General features: G+C 71.5%; 20 protein-coding genes and 1 pseudogene. 10 read left to right on the top strand and 11 right to left on the bottom strand.

Annotated features, from left to right (window positions below; translation table 11 throughout):
• Nucleotides 1-2: 2 nt before the first annotated feature.
• Nucleotides 3-608, top strand: a complete 606-nt coding sequence (locus ACFT9I_RS26855) for a DJ-1/PfpI family protein (protein WP_382568298.1) — start codon at nucleotides 3-5, stop codon at nucleotides 606-608.
• Between the two features lie 10 nt (nucleotides 609-618).
• Here ACFT9I_RS26855 and ACFT9I_RS26850 read toward each other — a convergent pair whose 3' ends face one another.
• Both ACFT9I_RS26850 and ACFT9I_RS26845 read right to left on the bottom strand, forming a co-directional pair.
• Complete coding sequence (locus ACFT9I_RS26850) at nucleotides 619-1,773, bottom strand: homoserine O-acetyltransferase (RefSeq protein WP_382568341.1); 1,155 nt, start codon at nucleotides 1,771-1,773, stop codon at nucleotides 619-621.
• Nucleotides 1,770-3,131, bottom strand: a complete 1,362-nt coding sequence (locus tag ACFT9I_RS26845) for a bifunctional o-acetylhomoserine/o-acetylserine sulfhydrylase (protein ID WP_382568296.1) — start codon at nucleotides 3,129-3,131, stop codon at nucleotides 1,770-1,772. The genes ACFT9I_RS26850 and ACFT9I_RS26845 overlap by 4 nt, the downstream gene beginning before the upstream one ends.
• A gap of 269 nt (nucleotides 3,132-3,400) precedes the next feature.
• Here ACFT9I_RS26845 and ACFT9I_RS26840 point away from each other — a divergent pair, with 269 nt between their 5' ends.
• Nucleotides 3,401-3,889, top strand: a complete 489-nt coding sequence (locus ACFT9I_RS26840; RefSeq protein ID WP_382568295.1) for a beta-class carbonic anhydrase — start codon at nucleotides 3,401-3,403, stop codon at nucleotides 3,887-3,889.
• Between the two features lie 90 nt (nucleotides 3,890-3,979).
• On the opposite strand, the gene ACFT9I_RS26835 is transcribed toward ACFT9I_RS26840, so the two are convergent.
• The 4 genes from ACFT9I_RS26835 to ACFT9I_RS26820 all read right to left on the bottom strand — a co-directional run bounded on the left by ACFT9I_RS26835 (nucleotide 3,980) and on the right by ACFT9I_RS26820 (nucleotide 6,496).
• Entirely contained in the window at nucleotides 3,980-4,909 is a 930-nt protein-coding gene (locus tag ACFT9I_RS26835; RefSeq protein ID WP_382568293.1) for an alpha/beta fold hydrolase, read from the bottom strand.
• Between the two features lie 87 nt (nucleotides 4,910-4,996).
• Nucleotides 4,997-5,371, bottom strand: a complete 375-nt coding sequence (locus ACFT9I_RS26830) for an MmcQ/YjbR family DNA-binding protein (protein ID WP_382568292.1) — start codon at nucleotides 5,369-5,371, stop codon at nucleotides 4,997-4,999.
• Entirely contained in the window at nucleotides 5,364-6,029 is a 666-nt protein-coding gene (locus tag ACFT9I_RS26825; RefSeq protein ID WP_382568290.1) for a DNA polymerase ligase N-terminal domain-containing protein, read from the bottom strand. Before ACFT9I_RS26825 ends, ACFT9I_RS26830 begins: the two co-directional genes overlap by 8 nt.
• Nucleotides 6,029-6,496, bottom strand: coding sequence for a DUF5709 domain-containing protein (locus ACFT9I_RS26820; protein ID WP_382568288.1), 468 nt, complete (start codon nucleotides 6,494-6,496; stop codon nucleotides 6,029-6,031). The genes ACFT9I_RS26825 and ACFT9I_RS26820 overlap by 1 nt, the downstream gene beginning before the upstream one ends.
• A gap of 171 nt (nucleotides 6,497-6,667) precedes the next feature.
• Between ACFT9I_RS26820 and ACFT9I_RS26815 the strand changes: the two genes are divergently transcribed.
• Nucleotides 6,668-7,159, top strand: coding sequence for a hemerythrin domain-containing protein (locus ACFT9I_RS26815; protein WP_382568287.1), 492 nt, complete (start codon nucleotides 6,668-6,670; stop codon nucleotides 7,157-7,159).
• Nucleotides 7,160-7,506: 347 nt separating this feature from the next.
• Here the strand turns inward: ACFT9I_RS26815 and ACFT9I_RS26810 are convergent, their stop codons facing one another.
• Both ACFT9I_RS26810 and ACFT9I_RS26805 read right to left on the bottom strand, forming a co-directional pair.
• Nucleotides 7,507-7,893, bottom strand: a complete 387-nt coding sequence (locus ACFT9I_RS26810) for a fic family toxin-antitoxin system, toxin component (RefSeq protein WP_382568285.1) — start codon at nucleotides 7,891-7,893, stop codon at nucleotides 7,507-7,509.
• Complete coding sequence (locus ACFT9I_RS26805; protein WP_382568284.1) at nucleotides 7,890-8,192, bottom strand: DUF1778 domain-containing protein; 303 nt, start codon at nucleotides 8,190-8,192, stop codon at nucleotides 7,890-7,892. Before ACFT9I_RS26805 ends, ACFT9I_RS26810 begins: the two co-directional genes overlap by 4 nt.
• A gap of 125 nt (nucleotides 8,193-8,317) precedes the next feature.
• Between ACFT9I_RS26805 and ACFT9I_RS26800 the strand changes: the two genes are divergently transcribed.
• The 4 genes from ACFT9I_RS26800 (at nucleotide 8,318) to ACFT9I_RS26785 (ending at nucleotide 12,703) form a co-directional block, all read left to right on the top strand.
• Nucleotides 8,318-9,061, top strand: coding sequence for a FadR/GntR family transcriptional regulator (locus tag ACFT9I_RS26800; protein ID WP_382568282.1), 744 nt, complete (start codon nucleotides 8,318-8,320; stop codon nucleotides 9,059-9,061).
• Nucleotides 9,058-9,876, top strand: coding sequence for a creatininase family protein (locus tag ACFT9I_RS26795; RefSeq protein ID WP_382568281.1), 819 nt, complete (start codon nucleotides 9,058-9,060; stop codon nucleotides 9,874-9,876). Before ACFT9I_RS26800 ends, ACFT9I_RS26795 begins: the two co-directional genes overlap by 4 nt.
• Nucleotides 9,877-10,056: 180 nt before the next feature.
• Nucleotides 10,057-11,088, top strand: coding sequence for an alpha/beta hydrolase family esterase (locus ACFT9I_RS26790; RefSeq protein WP_382568279.1), 1,032 nt, complete (start codon nucleotides 10,057-10,059; stop codon nucleotides 11,086-11,088).
• Between the two features lie 28 nt (nucleotides 11,089-11,116).
• Nucleotides 11,117-12,703, top strand: coding sequence for an AbgT family transporter (locus ACFT9I_RS26785; RefSeq protein ID WP_382568278.1), 1,587 nt, complete (start codon nucleotides 11,117-11,119; stop codon nucleotides 12,701-12,703).
• A 78-nt stretch (nucleotides 12,704-12,781) separates the two neighbouring features.
• Here ACFT9I_RS26785 and fusA read toward each other — a convergent pair whose 3' ends face one another.
• Together fusA and ACFT9I_RS26775 are read right to left on the bottom strand one after the other, a co-directional pair.
• Nucleotides 12,782-14,896 carry an elongation factor G gene (gene fusA / locus ACFT9I_RS26780; protein WP_382568277.1) on the bottom strand — a complete coding sequence of 705 codons (2,115 nt, stop codon included), beginning with the start codon at nucleotides 14,894-14,896 and terminating at the stop codon, nucleotides 12,782-12,784.
• Between the two features lie 391 nt (nucleotides 14,897-15,287).
• Nucleotides 15,288-16,310: a phosphotransferase gene (locus ACFT9I_RS26775; RefSeq protein WP_382568275.1), complete on the bottom strand. Its 1,023-nt coding sequence runs from the start codon at nucleotides 16,308-16,310 to the stop codon at nucleotides 15,288-15,290.
• Nucleotides 16,311-16,411: 101 nt separating this feature from the next.
• Between ACFT9I_RS26775 and ACFT9I_RS26770 the strand changes: the two genes are divergently transcribed.
• The 3 genes and pseudogenes from ACFT9I_RS26770 to ACFT9I_RS26760 all read left to right on the top strand — a co-directional run.
• Nucleotides 16,412-16,783, top strand: a complete 372-nt coding sequence (locus tag ACFT9I_RS26770) for a hypothetical protein (protein WP_382568347.1) — start codon at nucleotides 16,412-16,414, stop codon at nucleotides 16,781-16,783.
• A gap of 118 nt (nucleotides 16,784-16,901) precedes the next feature.
• Nucleotides 16,902-17,219 carry a hypothetical protein gene (locus ACFT9I_RS26765; protein ID WP_382568345.1) on the top strand — a complete coding sequence of 106 codons (318 nt, stop codon included), beginning with the start codon at nucleotides 16,902-16,904 and terminating at the stop codon, nucleotides 17,217-17,219.
• 76 nt (nucleotides 17,220-17,295) lie between these two features.
• Nucleotides 17,296-17,409 (top strand): annotated as a pseudogene (locus tag ACFT9I_RS26760) (MerR family DNA-binding transcriptional regulator); the annotation flags it as partial.
• Between the two features lie 209 nt (nucleotides 17,410-17,618).
• Here the strand turns inward: ACFT9I_RS26760 and ACFT9I_RS26755 are convergent.
• Nucleotides 17,619-17,819, bottom strand: coding sequence for a hypothetical protein (locus tag ACFT9I_RS26755; RefSeq protein WP_382568273.1), 201 nt, complete (start codon nucleotides 17,817-17,819; stop codon nucleotides 17,619-17,621).
• Between the last annotated feature and the right edge of the window lie 11 nt (nucleotides 17,820-17,830).

Genomic DNA, 17,830 nt, shown 5'->3' with positions numbered 1-17,830 from the left:
CCGTGACCACGTACGGACTGCTGATCTTCGACGGCGCGGAGGAACTCGACTTCGTCGGCCCCTGGGAGGTGTTCACCGCCTCCTCGATGCTGCGCGACAAGGCCGACACCGCCGTCCTGGTGGCCGAGCGCCCCGACCCGGTCCGGTGCAACAAAGGCATGCGGGTCCTGCCCGACCACACGCTCGGCGACTGCCCGCCGCTCGACGTGCTGCTCGTCCCCGGCGGCGGGGGAACCCGGCGCGAGGTGGACAACGCCGCGCTGATGAAGTGGATCGGCACGACGGCCGCCGGCACCGAATGGGTCACCAGCGTGTGCACCGGCTCCCTCCTCCTGCACGAGGCCGGGCCCGCGCGCGGCCGACGGGTGGCCACGCACCACGGGTTCGAGGACGAGCTGCAGGCCCGGGGTGACATCACCGTCGTCCGCGACGCCCGCTACGTGGTGGACGGGAACCTGGTCACCAGCCAGGGCGTCTCCGCCGGGATCGACATGGCCCTGTGGCTGGTCGGCCGGCTCCACGGACGTGACCACGCCCGCGCGGTCCGCCGGTACATCCAGTACGAGCCCGCGCCGCCCTACCTGGCCGACGAGCCGCTGCCGTACTGATCCCGCCCGCTCACACCCCGGCCAGCAACTCCTCCACCAGGGCGCCGACTTGTGCCGTCTCGATCAGGAACCCGTCGTGCCCGTACGGCGAGTCCACGATCCTGAGCCGGTCGGCGCCCGGTATCGCCTCCGCCAACTCCGCCTGCTGCGCGGGCGGATAGAGCCGGTCCGAGCCGACCCCGGCGACGAGCGTCGGCATCCGCACCCGGCCCAGCGCGGAGCGGACGCCACCACGGTCACGTCCGACGTCATGGCCGTTCATCGCCTCGGTCAGCACGACATAGCTGCCCGCGTCGAACCGGCGCACCAGTTTGTCGGCGTGGTGGTCCAGATACGACTCCACCTGGTACCGCCCGCCCCGCCAGGGGTGTTCGCCCGGCTGGGGCTCGCCGGCGAACCGGGTCGCCAGCTCCGGCTCGCTCCGGTACGTCACATGGGCGATCCGGCGCGCGACCCCCAGCCCCCGGTGCGGACCGCCGCCCGGCCCGGCCCGGTGGTAACGGCCGCCCTGCCAGCCGGGATCGGAGCGGATCGCCTCGATCTGCACGGCGCCCCAGGCGATCTGCTCCGCCGAGGCCGCCGCCGGGCACGCCAGTACCAGCAGGGATCCCGTACGCTCCGGTCTGCTCACCGCCCATTCGAGCGCCCGCATCCCGCCCATGGAGCCGCCGACGACCGCCGCCCAGCGCCCGATCCCCAGCGCGTCGGCCAACCGGGCCTCGGCGGCGACCTGGTCACGCTGCGTCAGATACGGGAACGACGGCCCCCACGGCGTCCCGTCAGGCCCGGCCGACGCGGGACCCGTCGTGCCCTGGCAGCCGCCCAGGACATTGGGCGCGACCACGAACCACCGCCGGGTGTCGAACGCCTTGCCGGGACCGATCAGCGCGTCCCACCAGCCGGCCGTCGGATGACCGGGGCCGGCGGGACCGGCGACATGGCTGTCACCGGTCAGCGCGTGCAGGACAAGCACCGCGTTCGACCCGTCGGCGGCGAGCCGCCCCCATGTCTCGTACGCCATCCGCACCCCTGGCAGTGACCCACCGCCCTCCAGCGGCAGCGGATCCTCCAGGGTCACCCAGGCCCGGCGGCCCGGCAGATCCCCCTCCCGCCAGGCCCCGGTGGCCGGCGGGAGGGGGCGCGCCGTCGACTGCGCCGTGCTCAGGACGCGCCCTTCGCGGCGCGGAACCCCGCTTCGAGATCGGCCTTCAGATCGTCGATGTGCTCCAGCCCCACCGACAGCCGCACCAGACCCGGAGCGGTGCCCGTGGCGGTCAACTGCTCCTCGTCGAGCTGACTGTGGGTCGTCGACGCCGGGTGGATGATCAGGCTCCGTACGTCACCGATGTTGGCCAGGTGGCTGAACAGCTCCACCGCGTCCACGAACCGCTTGCCCGCCTCGACACCGTCGCGCAGCTCGAAGGAGAGGACCGCCCCGGCGCCGCGCGGCAGATAGCGTTCGGCCGCCGCGTGCCAGCGGTTGGACTCCAGACCCGGGTAGTGCACGGCGGCGACCTCGTCGCGCCGCTCCAGCCAGCGCGCCAGTTCCAGGGCGTTGGACGTGTGGCGCTCGACGCGCAGGCTCAGCGTCTCGACGCCCTGGAGCAGCAGGAACGCGGAGTGCGGCGAGAGCGCCGGGCCGATGTCGCGCAGCAGTTGGACGCGCAGCTTCACGGCGAAGGCGCTCGGTCCGAGGTCCGGCCAGTAGCGCAGCCCGTGGTAGCTCGGGTCCGGGGTGTGGAAGTCCTCGAACCGCTCGGCGTGCGCGCCGAAGTCGAAGGTGCCGGCGTCGACCACCACGCCCCCGATGGTCGTGCCGTGCCCGCCGAGGAACTTGGTCGCCGAGTGGACGACGATGTCCGCGCCGTGCTCGATCGGGCGCAGCAGATAGGGAGTTGGCACCGTGTTGTCGACGATCAGCGGCACCCCCGCGTCGTGGGCCGCGTCGGCGACCGCCCGTACGTCGAGGACGTTGCCGCGCGGGTTGCCGAGCGTCTCGGCGAACAGGGCCTTGGTGTTGGGACGGACAGCGGCCCGCCAGGCGTCGATGTCGTCCGGGTCGTCGACGAAGGACACCTCGATCCCGAAGCGCGGCAGCGTGTGGCGGAACAGGTTGTAGGTCCCGCCGTACAGCGAGGTGCTGGAGACGATGTGGTCGCCGGAGCGGGCCAGCGTGAGGATCGCGAGCGTCTCGGCGGCCTGTCCGGAGGCGAGCGCCACGGCGGCGACACCGCCCTCCAGCGCGGCGATCCGCTGCTCGAAGACGTCCTGCGTGGGGTTGTGGATCCGGGTGTAGATGTTGCCGGGCTCCGCGAGCGAGAAGAGGGCCGCGGCGTGCTCGGTGTCGCGGAAGACGAACGAGGTCGTCTGGTAGATCGGCACCGCGCGGGCGCCGGTCGTCGGGTCGGGTTCGGCACCCGAGTGGATCTGCTTGGTCTCGAAGGACCAGGCGGCGCCGGGGTCCTGCCGGGAACTGTCGTCGGGCGTGTGCCCCGCGGTGACGGAGTCGACGGGCTGGCTCATGGCTGACGGCCTCGCACGGGTGAGAAGAGAGAAGGCTGGCGGATCGCTACGGCAGGCGGACACCGGCGCGTGACTCCGGACCGTAAAGGCCAACCCGACGTGGGCGGAAGCGCGGCGCCGGAATGGCCACGAGGCTGTAATGACACGGCAACACGGCATGATTATTGCCGGAATATTGCAAAGCTGTGGCGCGGCGGTCTGTCGGCTTCGCTGTTCGAATTTCGTCCCTCTACCGTAGTTCCGTCGTCAACTGTGGAAGTGGGTCTGTCGTGTCGGTCACCGACGAATGTCTCGACAACAACGAGGGCTACGCGGAATCATTCGCGGGGCCTCTGCATCTGCCCCCGGCCCGTCGGCTCGCCGTCGTGGCCTGCATGGACGCGCGGCTGGACATCTACCGCATTCTCGGCCTGAACGAGGGCGACGCCCATGTGATCAGGAACGCCGGGGGAGCGGTCACCGACGACGGGATCCGCTCCCTGGCGATCAGTCAGCGGCTCCTGGGCACCCGGGAGATCATTCTGATCCATCACACGGACTGCGGGATGCTCACCTTCACCGACGACAATTTCAAGCGGGACATCGAGAACGAGACCGGGATCCGGCCGCCGTGGGCCGCCGAGGCATTCACGGACCTGGCGGAGGACGTACGGCAGTCGATTCGGCGGATCACGGGCAGCCCGTTCATTCCGCACACCGATGCGATCCGCGGGTTTATTTTCGACGTGGCGACGGGGCAGCTCAACGAAGTGAAGTGAAATGACGCGAAGTGAAATGACGTGAGGGTGACGTGAATGGCGTACCCGGGACGGGTCGAGGCAGTTCCGGCCGGTCCCGGGCAGGCGTCGTTACCGGTCCGTGTGGCGGAGGACGGCGGAAATCGCCGTGTCCCACACCCGGGCCGGCGGAGGCTGGTGACCGACCCCGTCCAGGGTGACCAGACGGGCGTCGGGGATCCCCTCGGCCAGCGCCCGCCCGTGGTCGAGAGGGAAGAGCGGATCCTCCGTGCCGTGCAGGACGAGGGTGGGCGCGGACACCTCCGCCAGCCGGACCGTGACCGGCTTCTCGTCCTCCCCGAGGATCCAGTGATTCTTCATGGCCGCCTCGATGTCCGTGGAGCGGTCGACGATTCGGCCCGCCAACCCCCGTACTGCTTCCTCCTCTTCCTCGTCGAACGACGTCGGACCGGCGAACAGCCGCTCTCCCTCCACCAGATACTCGATCACCGCCGCGCGGTCCGACCAGTCCGGCTCGGGGGCCGGATCGGCGAACGACGCGCGCATGCGCTCGGACGGGGGCGGCAGTTCCGATCCGGTGGGACCCGCCGGGCTGGTGGAGACGAGCGTGAGCGTCGCGACCCGCTCCGGACGGGCGACGGCCAGGGACTGCGCGAGACCGCCGCCCATGGAGATGCCCACCAGATGCGCCCGGTCCACACCGAGCGTGTCCAGCAGACCGACGGCGTCCGCGATCAGATCGTTGAAGGTGTAGTCGGGGGCGCCGGCCGGGGAAGTGACCGACTGCCCGGTGTCACGCTGGTCGTAGCGGACGACCTGCCGCCCGCCGGCCGCGAGCCGGGCGCAGAACTCCTCGTCCCAGCCGTCCATCGAACTCGTCGCGCCGCTGATCAGCAGAACGGTCGGATCGGCGGGGCTGCCGAAGGTCTGGACGCACAGGCGCACGCCGTTCGACTCGACCTGATGCACGGCGCTCCGGGGTACGTCGCCGGCGGACGCGGCGTCATTCGGAGACGGAGACGGGGTCGGGGTCGGGCTCATACGGGGCTCCTGTGTCGCTGGGCGTCGGCCGTGGTCGTTTCGCTGTTCCTGTGCCGACCGGCCGACGCCACGTAACTCATCGGTCGATCAGCTTTCGAAAGACTCCGCGAGATCCGCCGGGGCGGCCTGCTTCCAGGAGTCGACCAGGATGTCGTAGAGCTCCTTCTCGTCCTCGAGCGCGCTCAACCGGGCCCGTACCCAGGAGGAGTTGGCCTCGTGCGGCGGGACCCAGAACTTGTCGGGCTCGGCCGCGATCAGCTCGACACGCTCGAACCGGGGGCAGCGGACGGCGAACGACGTCCCGTCGTCGGGCACCGTGACATACATCCGGCCGGCGACATGGAAGGTGGGGATGTTCCAGAGTTCCCTCTCCACGGTGCGCGGCAGGGACAGCGCGATACGGCGGACGTCGTCGGGGTCGAGACCCGGGCCGGCACCCGGGTCAAGGTCTGCGTCAAGCATGGTCGTTGCCTTCGGATCGATGGACGCGGCTGCTCCCATGATCCGGCATCGCCCGGTCCGGCGTACCCCCGTTCACCTGGCGAAGTGTCCGGCCGGTGCGCGCCGAGCGGGCCCGCCGCGGGTCGGGGGTGGCGCGTCGGCCGTGCGTACTGCCGGAGCCCGTCTTCTTCACCAGCAGCCACGCCTCGGCCGACCCGTCCTCGCCGTCGCGGAACCGGGTGAGCGCGTAAGCGCCGCGCAGCTTTTGCCCGTTGAGCCGGAACGAGGCATGACCCTTGTCCAGGGCCGTGGCGAAACCGGCGGGGCTGTCGACCCCGAGCGGCCGGTACGTCCCCTGGTCCCAGACGATGACCGAGCCCGCCCCGTACTGACCGGAGGCGATGACACCCTCGTACTCCCGGTACTCCAGCGGGTGGTCCTCGGTGGGCACCGCCAGGCGCTTGTCGCCGGGGTCGGTGGACGGACCCTTCGGTACGGCCCAGGACTTGAGCACGCCGTCCACCTCGAGCCGGAAGTCGAAGTGCAGTCGGCGCGCGTCATGGATCTGGATGACGAACGACAATTCACCGGCGGGGCCCGTGCCCTCACCGCGCGGCTCGTCCGTGGCATCGAACCGGCGCTTCCCGTGATACCGGGCCAGCCGGTCCTCTCCTCCCACTAGCCGTCCATTTCCTCGTCCTCGGCGATGTGCATGGCGGCCTCCTCGGCCGACGCGGCGCCGCCGTCGATCCCGACGTCACGCGCGCCCACGTCCGAATGCCGATGAGGCGCGATGTCGTCCACCGCCTCCAGCCGTCCCGCCCGCGCGTCGCCCGTCTCCGTGTCCACCGGCTCGCCCTCACCGCCGGGCACGTCACCGACGCCGTCGCCCGCCTCCGGGCGCACCTCGGGGGCCTCCTGGGCGAGCCGCTGATCCAAGGTCTCGCCCTCGCGCTGCTCCTCGCCGGTGACCCCGTACTTGTTGACGCCGAGAGGGTGCTCGGGCGGCGAGTACCCCTCCGTCATCATGTCGTCGAGGCCGCGCTCGTCCACCACGTTCTCCAGATCGAGATCGTCGGAGGGGCCGTTGTCCACGTCGGAGTTCTCGGGCTGGTACACGTCGTCGCCTCGTGACTCGTCGGCCATGACTCGATCCTTTCGGCAGATGTTCAGAATACGCCCGAAATGTCCACCGGGTGGTTCGGGAGTGGGCCGGCTGGCCGGGCCGGTGGCCGTCCCGGTGCGCAGGGCGGCGGATTCCGGGCACACGAGCGGACAGCGAGCCGACAGCGGAGAACGAGAAACAGAGGGAGCCTCATGGGTACCGAGCAGGACGTCGTAGCGCTGATCCTTCAGGACCACCGGACGATGGAGGACCTGTTCCGCAGGATGCGGAGCGTGGAGGCGGACCGGGCGGCGGCGCTCCGCGAGTTCGCGGGGCTGCTGATCGCCCACGCCCGCGCGGAGGAGACCGAGGTCTATCCCGCGCTGAGGCGGTTCAAGAACATCGACAACGCCGAGGTCGAGCACGGCGAGGAGGAGCACGACGAGGGGAACGAGGCGCTGCTCGCCCTGGTGGAGACCGGCGAGGTCGGCTCCGTCGAGTGGGACGAGAGGCTGGAGAGCCTGGTCGAGGCGGTGAGTCACCATCTCGACGAGGAGGAGCGGACCATCCTCAACGGCGCGCGCCAGAACGTCGGCGCCGAGCGGCGCGCCGAACTCGGCGTCGCGTTCGGTGAGGAGCGGGCCAGGCAGCTGGCGGCGGACTGCGGCAGCGTCGAGAGCGTTCGCGAGCAGGTCAAGAGCTGACACGGGCCGGCGAGGGCCGACGAGGGCCGCTGAGCCGCCGCAGGCGATCGGTCCGGTACGCCGTCCGGTCGTCGGGCCGGTCGACAGTCCGGTGTCGGACCGTCCGTCCGCCGTCTGGCGCGGGCCACGTGGGGTAGATGGAGGGCATGGCACCCCAGAAGCCCTTCACCCTGACCCCGCAGGCGGTCCGTCCGCCCGGCAGGGCCGTCGCATGATCCTCGGAGCGGAGGATGCGGGAGGCCCCACCTGGTACACGTTCGTGGCGATCGCCATCGCCGTGGGAGTCGTCGGTTACGCCTTGTTCCACCGGCGCCGTCGCTGAGACCGGTGCGCCGCGCGGACCGGTCTCAGCCGACGGTCCAGCCGTGCAGCAGGCGTGCGGCGCCGGCGACGCCGACCGCGCCCGACGCGGCGTCGCGTACGAGCGCGACCGCCGCCTTCGGCGGGTAGTCCAGCCGGTGCCCGTGCAAGGACAGGAACGCCTCGCAGGAGTGCCAGGCGAACGCCTCGTTGGAGTGCTCCAGACACGGCAGCCGGGCCAGGGTCTGGAGCAGCGCGGCGGCCTTGAGATGCGGGGAGCCGTAGATGTCCCGGTCCATGGCGCGGGCGTAGACGCGCGCCACGGCCGCGTGCAGAGGGCCGTAGTCGTCGACCTGCGGGTCACGGGGCAGCAGCTCGGCGGCGTGCAGCAGGTAGGACACATCGATCTTGGGCTCGGGCTCGCTCGTACTCACGCGGCGTGGCCCTGGTCGCGCTGTTCGAGTTCCTGACGGGCCTGCCGGTCGGCGGCGCGCTGCTCGGGGGTGGGGTCGACGGTGCTCGGCTCGGTGTCGAAGGCGTCGCCACCGCGGTCCATCGACGCCTTGAAGCCTTCGAGGAACGTGTTCTCCACGGCGGTGGCGCGGTCGTACGCCGCCGACAGGATGTACTCCTGGAGGCTCACGCCGGCGGCCTTGGCCGCGGCGACGATCGCGGCCCGCTGTCCGGGATCGGGGAAGCGCAGGCTCATGGCCGCGGCCTTGGATTCACTCATGGCGCCGAAGCTACCACTGATACCGCTGCCACCGCAGTGAGAGGGCGATCGACGCCGTCGGTAGTCGCCAAAAGGTGCTGTCGCGAGCATTGACACCGCGAGACATCAAGTGATCTATTCACTTTATGAGTCGCAGTGAGTTGTCGTTGTCCGAGCGCCTGGCGGACAACATCGTCGAGATCATCCGTTCGGAACGCCTCGATCACGGAGACGCCCTGGCGTCCTCCCGTGATCTCGCCCGCCGCTTCGGCGTCACCACACCCACGGTGCGCGAGGCGCTGCGCAGGCTGGAGGCCACCGGCGTGGTGGAGTTCCGGCACGGATCCGGCACCTACGTGGGCCCGGGTATCGGGCGCCGGCTGATGGCCAACCCGCATCTGCCGCGCAGCACCCGCGCCTCGGTGCTGGAACTGGTCGAGGCCCGGCTGGTCCTGGAGCCGGCCGTCGCCGCGGCCGCGGCGAACGTGCGGATGGCCGAAGCCGTACGGGAGTTGGAGTCCGCCGCTTCCAACGCGCTCCATCCGCCGGAGGAATCCCTGCGGCGCTCCGTGCACTTCCATGTGGCGCTGGCCGCGGCGAGCGGCAACACCCTGCTCCGCGAGGCCGTCGAGGCCCTGCTCCAGGTCCGTGCCCGGGACCAGGTGGAGATCCGGCACCGTTACAACGACCGGGCACGGGACCACGCCGAGCACCTGGAGATCCTCGACGCGGTACGGGACGGTGACGCGGCGGCGGCCGAGCAACTGACCCGTACGCACCTGGTGGCGATCCGCGAGGCGGTCCTCACCGCCGACTTCCCGCCCGACGAGCCGGACGCCGACACCGACGCCGACCTCGACGCCACGCTCCCGGAAGGCGGACAGCGGTGACTCCCTCCCAGCCCACCCCCTCACCCACACCCGCCCCGTCACCGTCGCTGCCGCCGCGTCCGCTGCGGCTCGCCGAGATGACGACCGTCGAGGCCGCCGACGCCGTGACGTCGAGCCCGGTGGTGATCCTGCCGGCCGGCGCGTTCGAACAGCACGGTCCGGGGATGCCGATGGCCACCGACACCATCCGCGCGGAGTCGGTGGTGGACCTCGTCGCCGCCGAACTCGGCGGAGGCGCGGTGATCGGTCCGTCCCTGCCCGTCGGGGTGTCCCCGCACCACCTGGCCTTCGCCGGCACGGTGACGCTCTCCACCACGACGTTCGCCGCCGTCGTACGGGAGTACGTCGACAGCCTGTACCGGCACGGCTGGCGGAAGATCCTCGTCGTGACCGGGCACGGCGGCAACAACGCCACCCTGGGCACGGTCGCGCAGGACCTGCTCGTCACCCGGCCCGACATCCAGTTCGCGTGGACCCCGCTCACCGCGCTGGCCCCCGACGTCGTCGCGGACATGCGCGTCGGCGAGGTGCACGGACACAGCGGGGAGGCCGAGACGGCGCAGATGCTGCACCTCGCGCCTCATCTCGTACACACCGACCGCTTCGCCCCCGGACCGACGGCCACCGCCGATCTCGATCCGCTCTCCCGGCTCTCCCGGCGCGGCCACCCCGCGCTCACGGTGGGCTACGACCGACTCAGCTCCAACGGCGTGCTCGGCGATCCGCGCCGCGCGAACGCCGCCGCCGGGCAGGCGATCGTGGACACGGCCGTGTCCCGCATCGTGGCCTTCGTCAAGGAGTGGCTGGACGCCTGACGGGTCCGCCGAGGACCCTCTCCCGCACACCACTTCCCGCGTGCGCCAGTCGTAGCGCACGCCCCTCACCCGTCACCGCACCCCGCGCCGTGGTTCCGCGCGCCCACATTCCCCCCCCGCACTCCCGTCCCTCAAGCAAGCCGTACGCGCCCCTGTGCCGTACGGCAGAAGGAGCCTGCAATGAAGCAGTCCCCGTCCGGCGGCCGACGCCCCGCCCCGGGCCGTGCCCGCGCCCTGTTCCGTACCACCGTGGCCGCGGCCGGACTCGCCCTCGTCGGCTCGGCGCTGGCCCCGGTCACGGCGATCGCCGCCGTCCCGCCGTCGGCCGGCGCGTCCGCCTCTGCCTCCACGTCCGCCTCCGGCTGCCGGCAGCCCGCGCCGCAGCAGCCGGGCACGAGCCAGCTGCGCACCGTCGCGAGCGGCGGACTCTCCCGTACGTACCAACTCCACCTGCCCGCCGACTACACCCCGCGCCGGGACTGGCCCGTCGTGCTCGCCTTCCACGGCCGGGGCAACACCGGGGTCGGTACGGAGGAGTTCTCCGGGCTGTCCAACCTGCCCGCGATCGTCGCGTACCCCAACGGCGTGATCGGGACCGGCGACGGCGACCGGCAGGCCTGGCAGGGCGCGCCGTACGCGGCGCCCGGCGTCGACGACGTCGCCTTCACCGGTGACCTGATCGACGAGCTGAACCGCACCCTCTGCGTCGACAAGGAGCGCGTGTACGCCACCGGCAAGTCCAACGGCGCGGGCTTCACCGGCCTGCTCGCCTGCCGCATGGCCGACCGGATCGCCGCCATCGCCCCCGTGGCCGGCGCCTTCTACCCCGAGACCGGCGAGAACTGCCGCCCCTCGCGTCCCGTCCCCGTCATCGACTTCCACGGCACGGGCGACGTCACCATCCCCTACGCCGGCGACCCCGAGCGCGGCCTGCCCGCCCTCCCGGACTGGACCGCCGCGTGGGCCGACCGCAACGATTGCCACGCCCGGCCGCGCACGCGCATCATCGAGCCGGACATCACCATCACCCGCTACTCAGGCTGCGACCGCGGGGCCGACGTGACCCATGTCGCCGTCACCGACGGCGGCCACACCTGGCCCGGCGAGGACAGCTACAGCGGCGGCGGATACGCCACCCACACCATCGAGGCGCACGAGGTGATGTGGCAGTTCCTGCGCCAGTACCGGACCCCGAGATCCGTCGTCCGCTGACGCGAGAACTGAGTAAGGAGAGCCGCTCATGAGTACCTCGACCCCCGCACCACCAGGCACACCAGGCACCCCCGGCACACCGGGTGAGAACCCCGACGAGCCCCGACTGCCGCTGATCATCCGCGCCATGGGCGTCATCGAACGCGCCGGCAACGCCCTGCCCCACCCCTTCTGGCTGTTCTGGATCCTGTCCGGGATCCTCGCCGTCGTCAGCGCCGTACTCGCGGCGACCGACATATCGGTCATCTCGCCGGCCGACGACAAGACCGTGGCTGTACAGAACCTGCTCAGCGGCGACGGACTCGCCATGGCCGTCTCGACCATGATCGAGAACTTCGCGACATTCCCGCCGATGGCGACGATCGTCGTCGTCATCATGGGTGTCGCGGTCGCCGAACGCAGTGGATTCCTCGCCGCGTTGATGCGGGTCGGCGTCTCGCGCGTACCCGCCTCGTGGGTCGTGTTCGCCGTGGCCTTCGCGGGCACCGTCGCCCATGTCGCCTCCGCCGCCGCGTACATCATTCTCGTGCCGCTCGGCGGGCTCGCCTTCCGCGCCGTGGGCCGCTCCCCGATCCTCGGCATCGTCGTCGCGTACACCGCGATCGCCTCCGGGTACGACGCCAGTCCGCTGCCCACACCCAACGACGCCATCTTCGCGGGCATCACGACGGCCGCCGCGCAGATCGTCGGCGGTGACGACGCGTACGTGTCCCCGCTGAGCAACTGGTTCTTCAACATCGCCTCCTCGCTGCTGCTCGCGATCGTGATCACGCTGGTGGTCAAGTACGTGCTCAGCAAGCGGCCCGACCTGGACGCCGATCCCGACGCAGACCTGGACGACCTCGGTCAGCTCACGCTCAGCGACCGGGAACGCTCCGCGCTGCGCCGCGCGGTGGCCGTGCTGCTGGCCTCCGTCGTGGTCCTGACCGCGGCGCTCCTGCCGGTCTCCTCGCCGCTGCGAGGTGAGGGCGGCAGCATCGTGGAATCCCCGTTCCTCGACGGCATCGCGGCCGTCGTCGCCTTCCTCTTCGGTCTGGTGGGCATCGTCTACGGCGTGCGCTCCGGCTCGATCAAGAAGGCCGCCGACGTACCGAAGCTGATGGCCGAGGGCATCAAGCAGATGGCGCCGGTGCTGGTGCTCTTCTTCGCGATCGCCCAGTTCCTGGCGTACTTCGAGTGGACCCACATCGGCGATGTGCTCGCGGTCAACGCGGCCGAGGCGCTCCAGTCCAGCGGACTGCCGATCGTCGTCGTCTTCCTGCTGATCCTGCTCCTGCTGACGCTGGTGAACGTGATGGTGACCAGCGGCTCGGCGATGTGGGCACTGGCGGCGCCCGTGCTGGTTCCGATGCTGATGCTGGTGAGCGTCCCCGCGGAGACGACGCAGGCGCTGTTCCGGATCGCGGACTCCGGATCCACGGCGATCACGCCGATGAGCCCGTACTTCATCATGGCGCTGGGCTTCCTCCAGCGTTACCGGAAGAACGCGGGCATCGGCACCCTCGCCTCGTACACCCTGCCGCTCGCCATCGCGATGACCGCGGCCTGGACGCTGCTGTTCCTGGCATGGTGGGCGCTCGGTATTCCGCTGGGGCCGGGTGCGCCCGTGCGCTGAGCGTGCCGATGACCCGGGGTGGCCCGGGGTGCTCGGGATGGCCCCGCCCGCGTACGGGCGGGGCCACCTCGTCATGTGCTACCGGGCCGCCGCGGCGTGGGACGCCGGCGCCGGGGCGTAGCCGGTGGGCCGGGCCGTGAAGGTGCCACGGCCCTGCGTGCGGCTGCGCAACCGCGTCGCGTAGCCGAACAGTTCGGCCAGCGGCACCGTCGCGGTGACCACGGCCGTACCGGCACGCGCCGTCGAGCCCGAGACCCGGCCGCGCCGGGCCGCCAGATCACCGAGCACCCCGCCGACGGCGTCGTCGGGGACGGTCACGGTGACCTCGACCACCGGTTCCAGCAGCACCATCGTGCCGGCCCGCAGCGCCTCGCGGAGCGCGAGCCGTCCGGCCGTGCGGAACGCCATCTCCGACGAGTCCTTCGGATGCGTCGCCCCGTCGGTCAGGGTGACCCGCACCCCGGTCACCGGATGACCGCCGAGCGGGCCCTCGGCGAGCGCGTCCCGGCAGCCCGCCTCGACCGCCCGGACGTACTCCTGCGGTACGCGACCGCCGACGACGGCCGACCGGAACACGAAGCCCGGCGCTCCACCACGGTCGTCCGCGGCCGGTTCCGCCGCCGCCTCCAACGGCTCGGTGTCGATGACGACATGCGCGAACTGCCCGGCCCCGCCGTCCTGCTTGACATGCCGGTACACCAGCCCCGACACGCCGCGCCCGACCGTCTCCCGGTAGGCCACCTCCGGCCGGCCGACTCCGACGTCCAGCCCGTGGGCGCGGCGGATCTTCTCCACCGCGACCTCCAGATGCAGCTCACCCATCCCCGACAGCACCGTCTGACCGGTCTCGGAATCGGTCCGCACCGCCAGCGAGGGATCTTCCTCCACCAGCCGCGCCAGCGCCGTCACCAACCGGTCGATGTCGGTGCGCCTGCGCGCCTCGACCGCCACGGAGACCACCGGATCGGCGACGGTCGGCGGTTCGAGGACCAGCGGAGCCGACGGTACGCACAGGGTGGCACCCGCGCGGGCCGCCTTCACCCCGACCACGGCGACGATGTCCCCGGCGACCGCCCGGTCCACCTCCGCGTGGCGGTCGGCCTGGACCCGCAGGATCCGGCTGATCCGCTCGGTACGCCGCGTACCCACGTCCAGCACCGCCTCTCCCTTTCCGACCGTTCCCGAATAGACCCGCAGATACGTCAGCCGCCCCGTGGACGTCGAGTTGACCTTGAACACCAGCGCCGCGAACGGCCCCGCCGGGTCGGCGGCCCGCTCCTGCTCCGCGCCGTCGTGCGTGCCGCGCACCGCCGGTACGTCCAGCGGCGACGGCAGATAGGCGACGACCGCCGCCAGCAGCGGCTCGATCCCGCGGTTGCGGTACGCCGAGCCGCACAGCACCACGACACCCTCGCCGGTACGGGTCAGGTCACGCAGCGCGGCGGCCAACGTCCGCGCGGAGAGCGTCGATTCCGCGCAGAACTCCTCCAGCGCTACCGGATCCAGCTCCGCGACGGCCTCCTCCAGCACGCGGCGCCGCCTGAGCGCCTCCTCGATGAGGGAGTCGGGCACGGGGCCCTCCTCGTACGAGTCCGTGTCGCCGCCGGACCAGACGAGCGCGCGCATCCGGAGCAGGTCCACGACGCCGGTGAAGTCGTCCTCCGAGCCGATCGGCATCTGCACCACCAGCGGCGCCGGATGCAACCGCCGGCGAATCGACTCGACGGCCGCGTCGAGATCGGCCCCGGCGCGGTCCAGCTTGTTGACGAACCCGATCCGGGGCACCCCGTGCCGGTCCGCCTGCCGCCACACCGACTCACTCTGCGGCTCGACCCCCGCGACCGCGTCGAACACCGCGATGGCGCCGTCGAGTACGCGCAGCGAACGCTCGACCTCGTCGGCGAAGTCGACGTGGCCCGGCGTGTCGATGAGGTTGATCCGGTGACCGTCCCAGTCGCAGCTCACGGCCGCGGCGAAGATGGTGATCCCACGGTCGCGCTCCTGCGAGTCGAAGTCCGTGACGGTCGTACCGTCGTGGACCTCACCACGCTTGTGGGTGGTGCCGGTGAGGTAGAGGATCCGCTCGGTGACGGTGGTCTTGCCGGCGTCGACGTGGGCGAGGATGCCCAGGTTCCGGACAGCGGCGAGTCGGTTCGTGGTGAGTCGGTCGGTGGTGTGCAGGTCGGTACGCACGGCCCATGGCCTTTCGGGGTGATCCACGGAAAAGGGCGACGCGATTGCCGGACGAAGCACCCCGACGCGGTGTGGCGGCTCTCGTGGGCAGTGCCCAACGAGGTTGCCCGCACAGCGGATTGACGGGGAGTCAGACGTTCGTCGCGGACATCCGGTACCGGCCGCGCAGCCGGCGCCGGGCGCCGGGAGACACCAGGATCACCTCGTACCGTGCCGGGGGAACGACAACAGCGGTGCGGTAGCGCACGGCTGGTCTCCCCTCACTGGTCACGGAGCGCGCGCCGCGACGGTGCCCGGCGCGCGAGTTCGAGGTGAGTGTACGGAGAGGGGTCCGCCGGAGTCACGAGGTTTTCGCCGACGGTCCTTACGGCGCTTACGGCGCTTACGGCGCTTACGGCCGGAGCGGCGGTTCGGCGAAGAGTTCGCGCAGCCAGTAGGCACTCTCGGTCGTGCCCGCCGCCACCGCACCCACGTCGTCGGACGCCCCCGGGAAGAGACGCCCCCACGAGCAGGCCCGCCCGATCGCGCCGAGGCGGCACGCCAGGTTCGCCGCGCGCCGCAGGTCCGCCGGGGTGTGACGGGCGGCGTCGGTCCACGGCTCCAGATAGGCGTCGCGCAGCCGGGGCAGTACGTCGGAGCCGTAACGCTTACGGGCCGCACGCGCGGGGACCAGCAGGCTGCAGAACGGGGGACCGACGAGCGCGTCGCCCCAGTCGAAGAAGGTGAAACGGCCCGGCCCCGGCGCGAAGAACTGGCCCTCGTGCAGGTCGGAATGGTCGAGCGAGTCGGGGACTCCGATGTCCGCGAGTTCGGCGCACCAGTCCACCAGCCGGGGCCTCGACGCGCGCAGCCGTTCCTTCTCGGCGGCGTCGAGCGCCGCGTTCTCCGCGACGAGCCGGTCGAAGATCTCCGGCAGCCCCTCCGTCCGCGCGCCCGGCACGCCCAGCGCCTCGATCCTCGCGGCGTACGGGACGAGCGTCCGCTGCATCTCGGCGTACCGGCGCAGCGGCTCCTCCCAGGCACGCGCGTCGGCCGGACCACGGTCCAGTACGTCCCTGAAGAGCGCGCCCCCGTCGGGCAGCAGCGACCAGCCACGACCGGCGTCCACCGCGAGCGGCGCCAGCACCTGCTCCGGCACCCACCGGGCCAGGGCCGCCGCCAGCCCCGCCTCGAACGCCCCGGCGGGCGGGGCGGCCTTGAACCACACGCCGCCGCCACCCTCGACGGACAGCCGCACCAGCACGGACCACGGCCGCAGCCGCACCCTCCGAGGACCCGTCACCCGCAGCCCGCGCGCGGCCAACCCCTGCTCGGCCCACGCGAGCGCGGCGTCCCGCCACTCCGCGCGCTCCCACGGCGTCACCACCGTGTCGAACCGCCCCCGGTCCACGACGTCCGGCTCCCGATGTCCCATCTCCCCATCCCACCACGCGTCACGGACACCACGACCGAGCCCCGGCCCTGCGCGCCCTGCGCGCCCTGCGCGCCCGGCCGGCCCGGCCGCATAATTCGGTGATGAGGACCAACCACATACTTCACAGTTACGGGCTGCCCCTTGAGGAGCGCGTCAGCCAACTCTTCGAGGAGTGGGTCCGCGACGGCCGAAGCAGCGACCAACTGCTCACCGGCAGAGGGTTCTTCACGGTGTATTCCTGGTACTCCGGGCACTGGGCCGACCACGACATCGTGTGGTCGGAGTATGTCGCCGCCTCGTACGACTCCATCGGCGGCCCGGACGGCTGGAACGCCATGCTGCGCGAGCGGGCGGTGTGCGAGAGCTGCTGGGACACGTTCCGTCTGGAGAACATGGGGGTGTGCACCGGCTGTATGGGCTACAGCTGCTATGCCTGCGGCGCGCACGGATCCTGTGCGGGAGAGCTCGTCTGACGCCCGGTCGGGGTCGTCGATCGCAGGAACCGCGACGGCCGCCGATCTTCGCCCGTGCCGACGAGTGTGAAGACGGTCGAAGGTGGGTAGCTTCGGCGTTCGGGGGTAGGCGCAGCGAATGGTCACCACCATCCCGGAGTCCGGGACGAGCAGATATCCGTTGACCGAGGACCAGGCCGGAATGCTGACCTGGGTGCGATGGGCGTACGCGGGGATGTCCGTTCTGGCCGCCGCGTGCCTCGCCTCCGCCCTGTGGGCGGGACACCCCGGCGGGCAGACGCTGTGGACGAGCGCCATCGGCGTACTCGCGTTCCCCGTCCTCACCATTCTGTCGATCCGTCAGTTGCGTTGCCACCGAGCGGCGTTGGGCGAGCGGGGTCGTCGGCGGAGCCCTTCGGGTCCGCCACGTCCACCGCGCCCGCGACTGCCCGCCTGACCTTGCTCTCATCTACGGCGAGGGCGGCTTGACCTTCGACCTGGGTCGAGGGTCTAGCGTCCCGGACATGACCGTTCTGCGGATATCCCAGCTTGCCGAGCGCAGCGGCGTTCCGGCCACCACCCTGCGGTTCTACGAGTCCGAGGGCCTGCTGCCCGCCGACCGGACGCCGTCCGGATACCGCGTGTACGGCGACGGCGCCTGACCGAACTCACCGCGTTCACCGACTCGTTGCGCGTCGCACGGGACCGCCTTGAGGCGCTGCCCGATCGCACCGAGCCCTGCGACTCGGCCTGCGGCCTGCGCGCGACCGAACCGCCCAGTGGCACGCGGCGGTCGAGGGAGCCGTACGGGTCGAGGTCCCGGGCGGGCTCCGGCTGACCCTGCCCGTCGGACGGATCACCGCCGTCGCCGCTCGCCGCCGCCGAACAGCGCTGCTGCCCCTTCTTCGACTTCCGACTCCACCTCCAGGGAAGGGAGTTGCAGCTGGAGGTGCGGGCGCCCGACGAAGGCGTCGCGATGCTCACCGACCTGTTCGGCTGAACCCGGATTGAGTGGGAATTTCGCTGCATGCTCAGGATCGTGACGCGGATCGGTCAATAATTTCCAGT

Source organism: Streptomyces sp. NPDC057137 (assembly GCF_042670825.1).
Taxonomy (GTDB): domain Bacteria; phylum Actinomycetota; class Actinomycetes; order Streptomycetales; family Streptomycetaceae; genus Streptomyces.
The sequence above is the reverse complement of the archived record's forward strand: the minus strand, read 5'-3'. Positions and strand labels throughout refer to the sequence as shown.

Bases quoted from the DNA above. Each gene is read 5' to 3' on its own strand.
- ACFT9I_RS26845 (WP_382568296.1), bottom strand. From the start codon at position 3,131: ATGAGCCAGCCCGTCGACTCCGTCACCGCGGGGCACACGCCCGACGAC.
- ACFT9I_RS26835 (WP_382568293.1), bottom strand. From the start codon at position 4,909: ATGAGCCCGACCCCGACCCCGTCTCCGTCTCCGAATGACGCCGCGTCC.
- ACFT9I_RS26830 (WP_382568292.1), bottom strand. From the start codon at position 5,371: ATGCTTGACGCAGACCTTGACCCGGGTGCCGGCCCGGGTCTCGACCCC.
- ACFT9I_RS26820 (WP_382568288.1), bottom strand. From the start codon at position 6,496: ATGGCCGACGAGTCACGAGGCGACGACGTGTACCAGCCCGAGAACTCC.
- ACFT9I_RS26815 (WP_382568287.1), top strand. From the start codon at position 6,668: ATGGGTACCGAGCAGGACGTCGTAGCGCTGATCCTTCAGGACCACCGG.
- ACFT9I_RS26805 (WP_382568284.1), bottom strand. From the start codon at position 8,192: ATGAGTGAATCCAAGGCCGCGGCCATGAGCCTGCGCTTCCCCGATCCC.
- ACFT9I_RS26800 (WP_382568282.1), top strand. From the start codon at position 8,318: ATGAGTCGCAGTGAGTTGTCGTTGTCCGAGCGCCTGGCGGACAACATC.
- ACFT9I_RS26790 (WP_382568279.1), top strand. From the start codon at position 10,057: ATGAAGCAGTCCCCGTCCGGCGGCCGACGCCCCGCCCCGGGCCGTGCC.
- ACFT9I_RS26785 (WP_382568278.1), top strand. From the start codon at position 11,117: ATGAGTACCTCGACCCCCGCACCACCAGGCACACCAGGCACCCCCGGC.
- ACFT9I_RS26775 (WP_382568275.1), bottom strand. From the start codon at position 16,310: ATGGGACATCGGGAGCCGGACGTCGTGGACCGGGGGCGGTTCGACACG.
- ACFT9I_RS26770 (WP_382568347.1), top strand. From the start codon at position 16,412: ATGAGGACCAACCACATACTTCACAGTTACGGGCTGCCCCTTGAGGAG.
- ACFT9I_RS26765 (WP_382568345.1), top strand. From the start codon at position 16,902: ATGGTCACCACCATCCCGGAGTCCGGGACGAGCAGATATCCGTTGACC.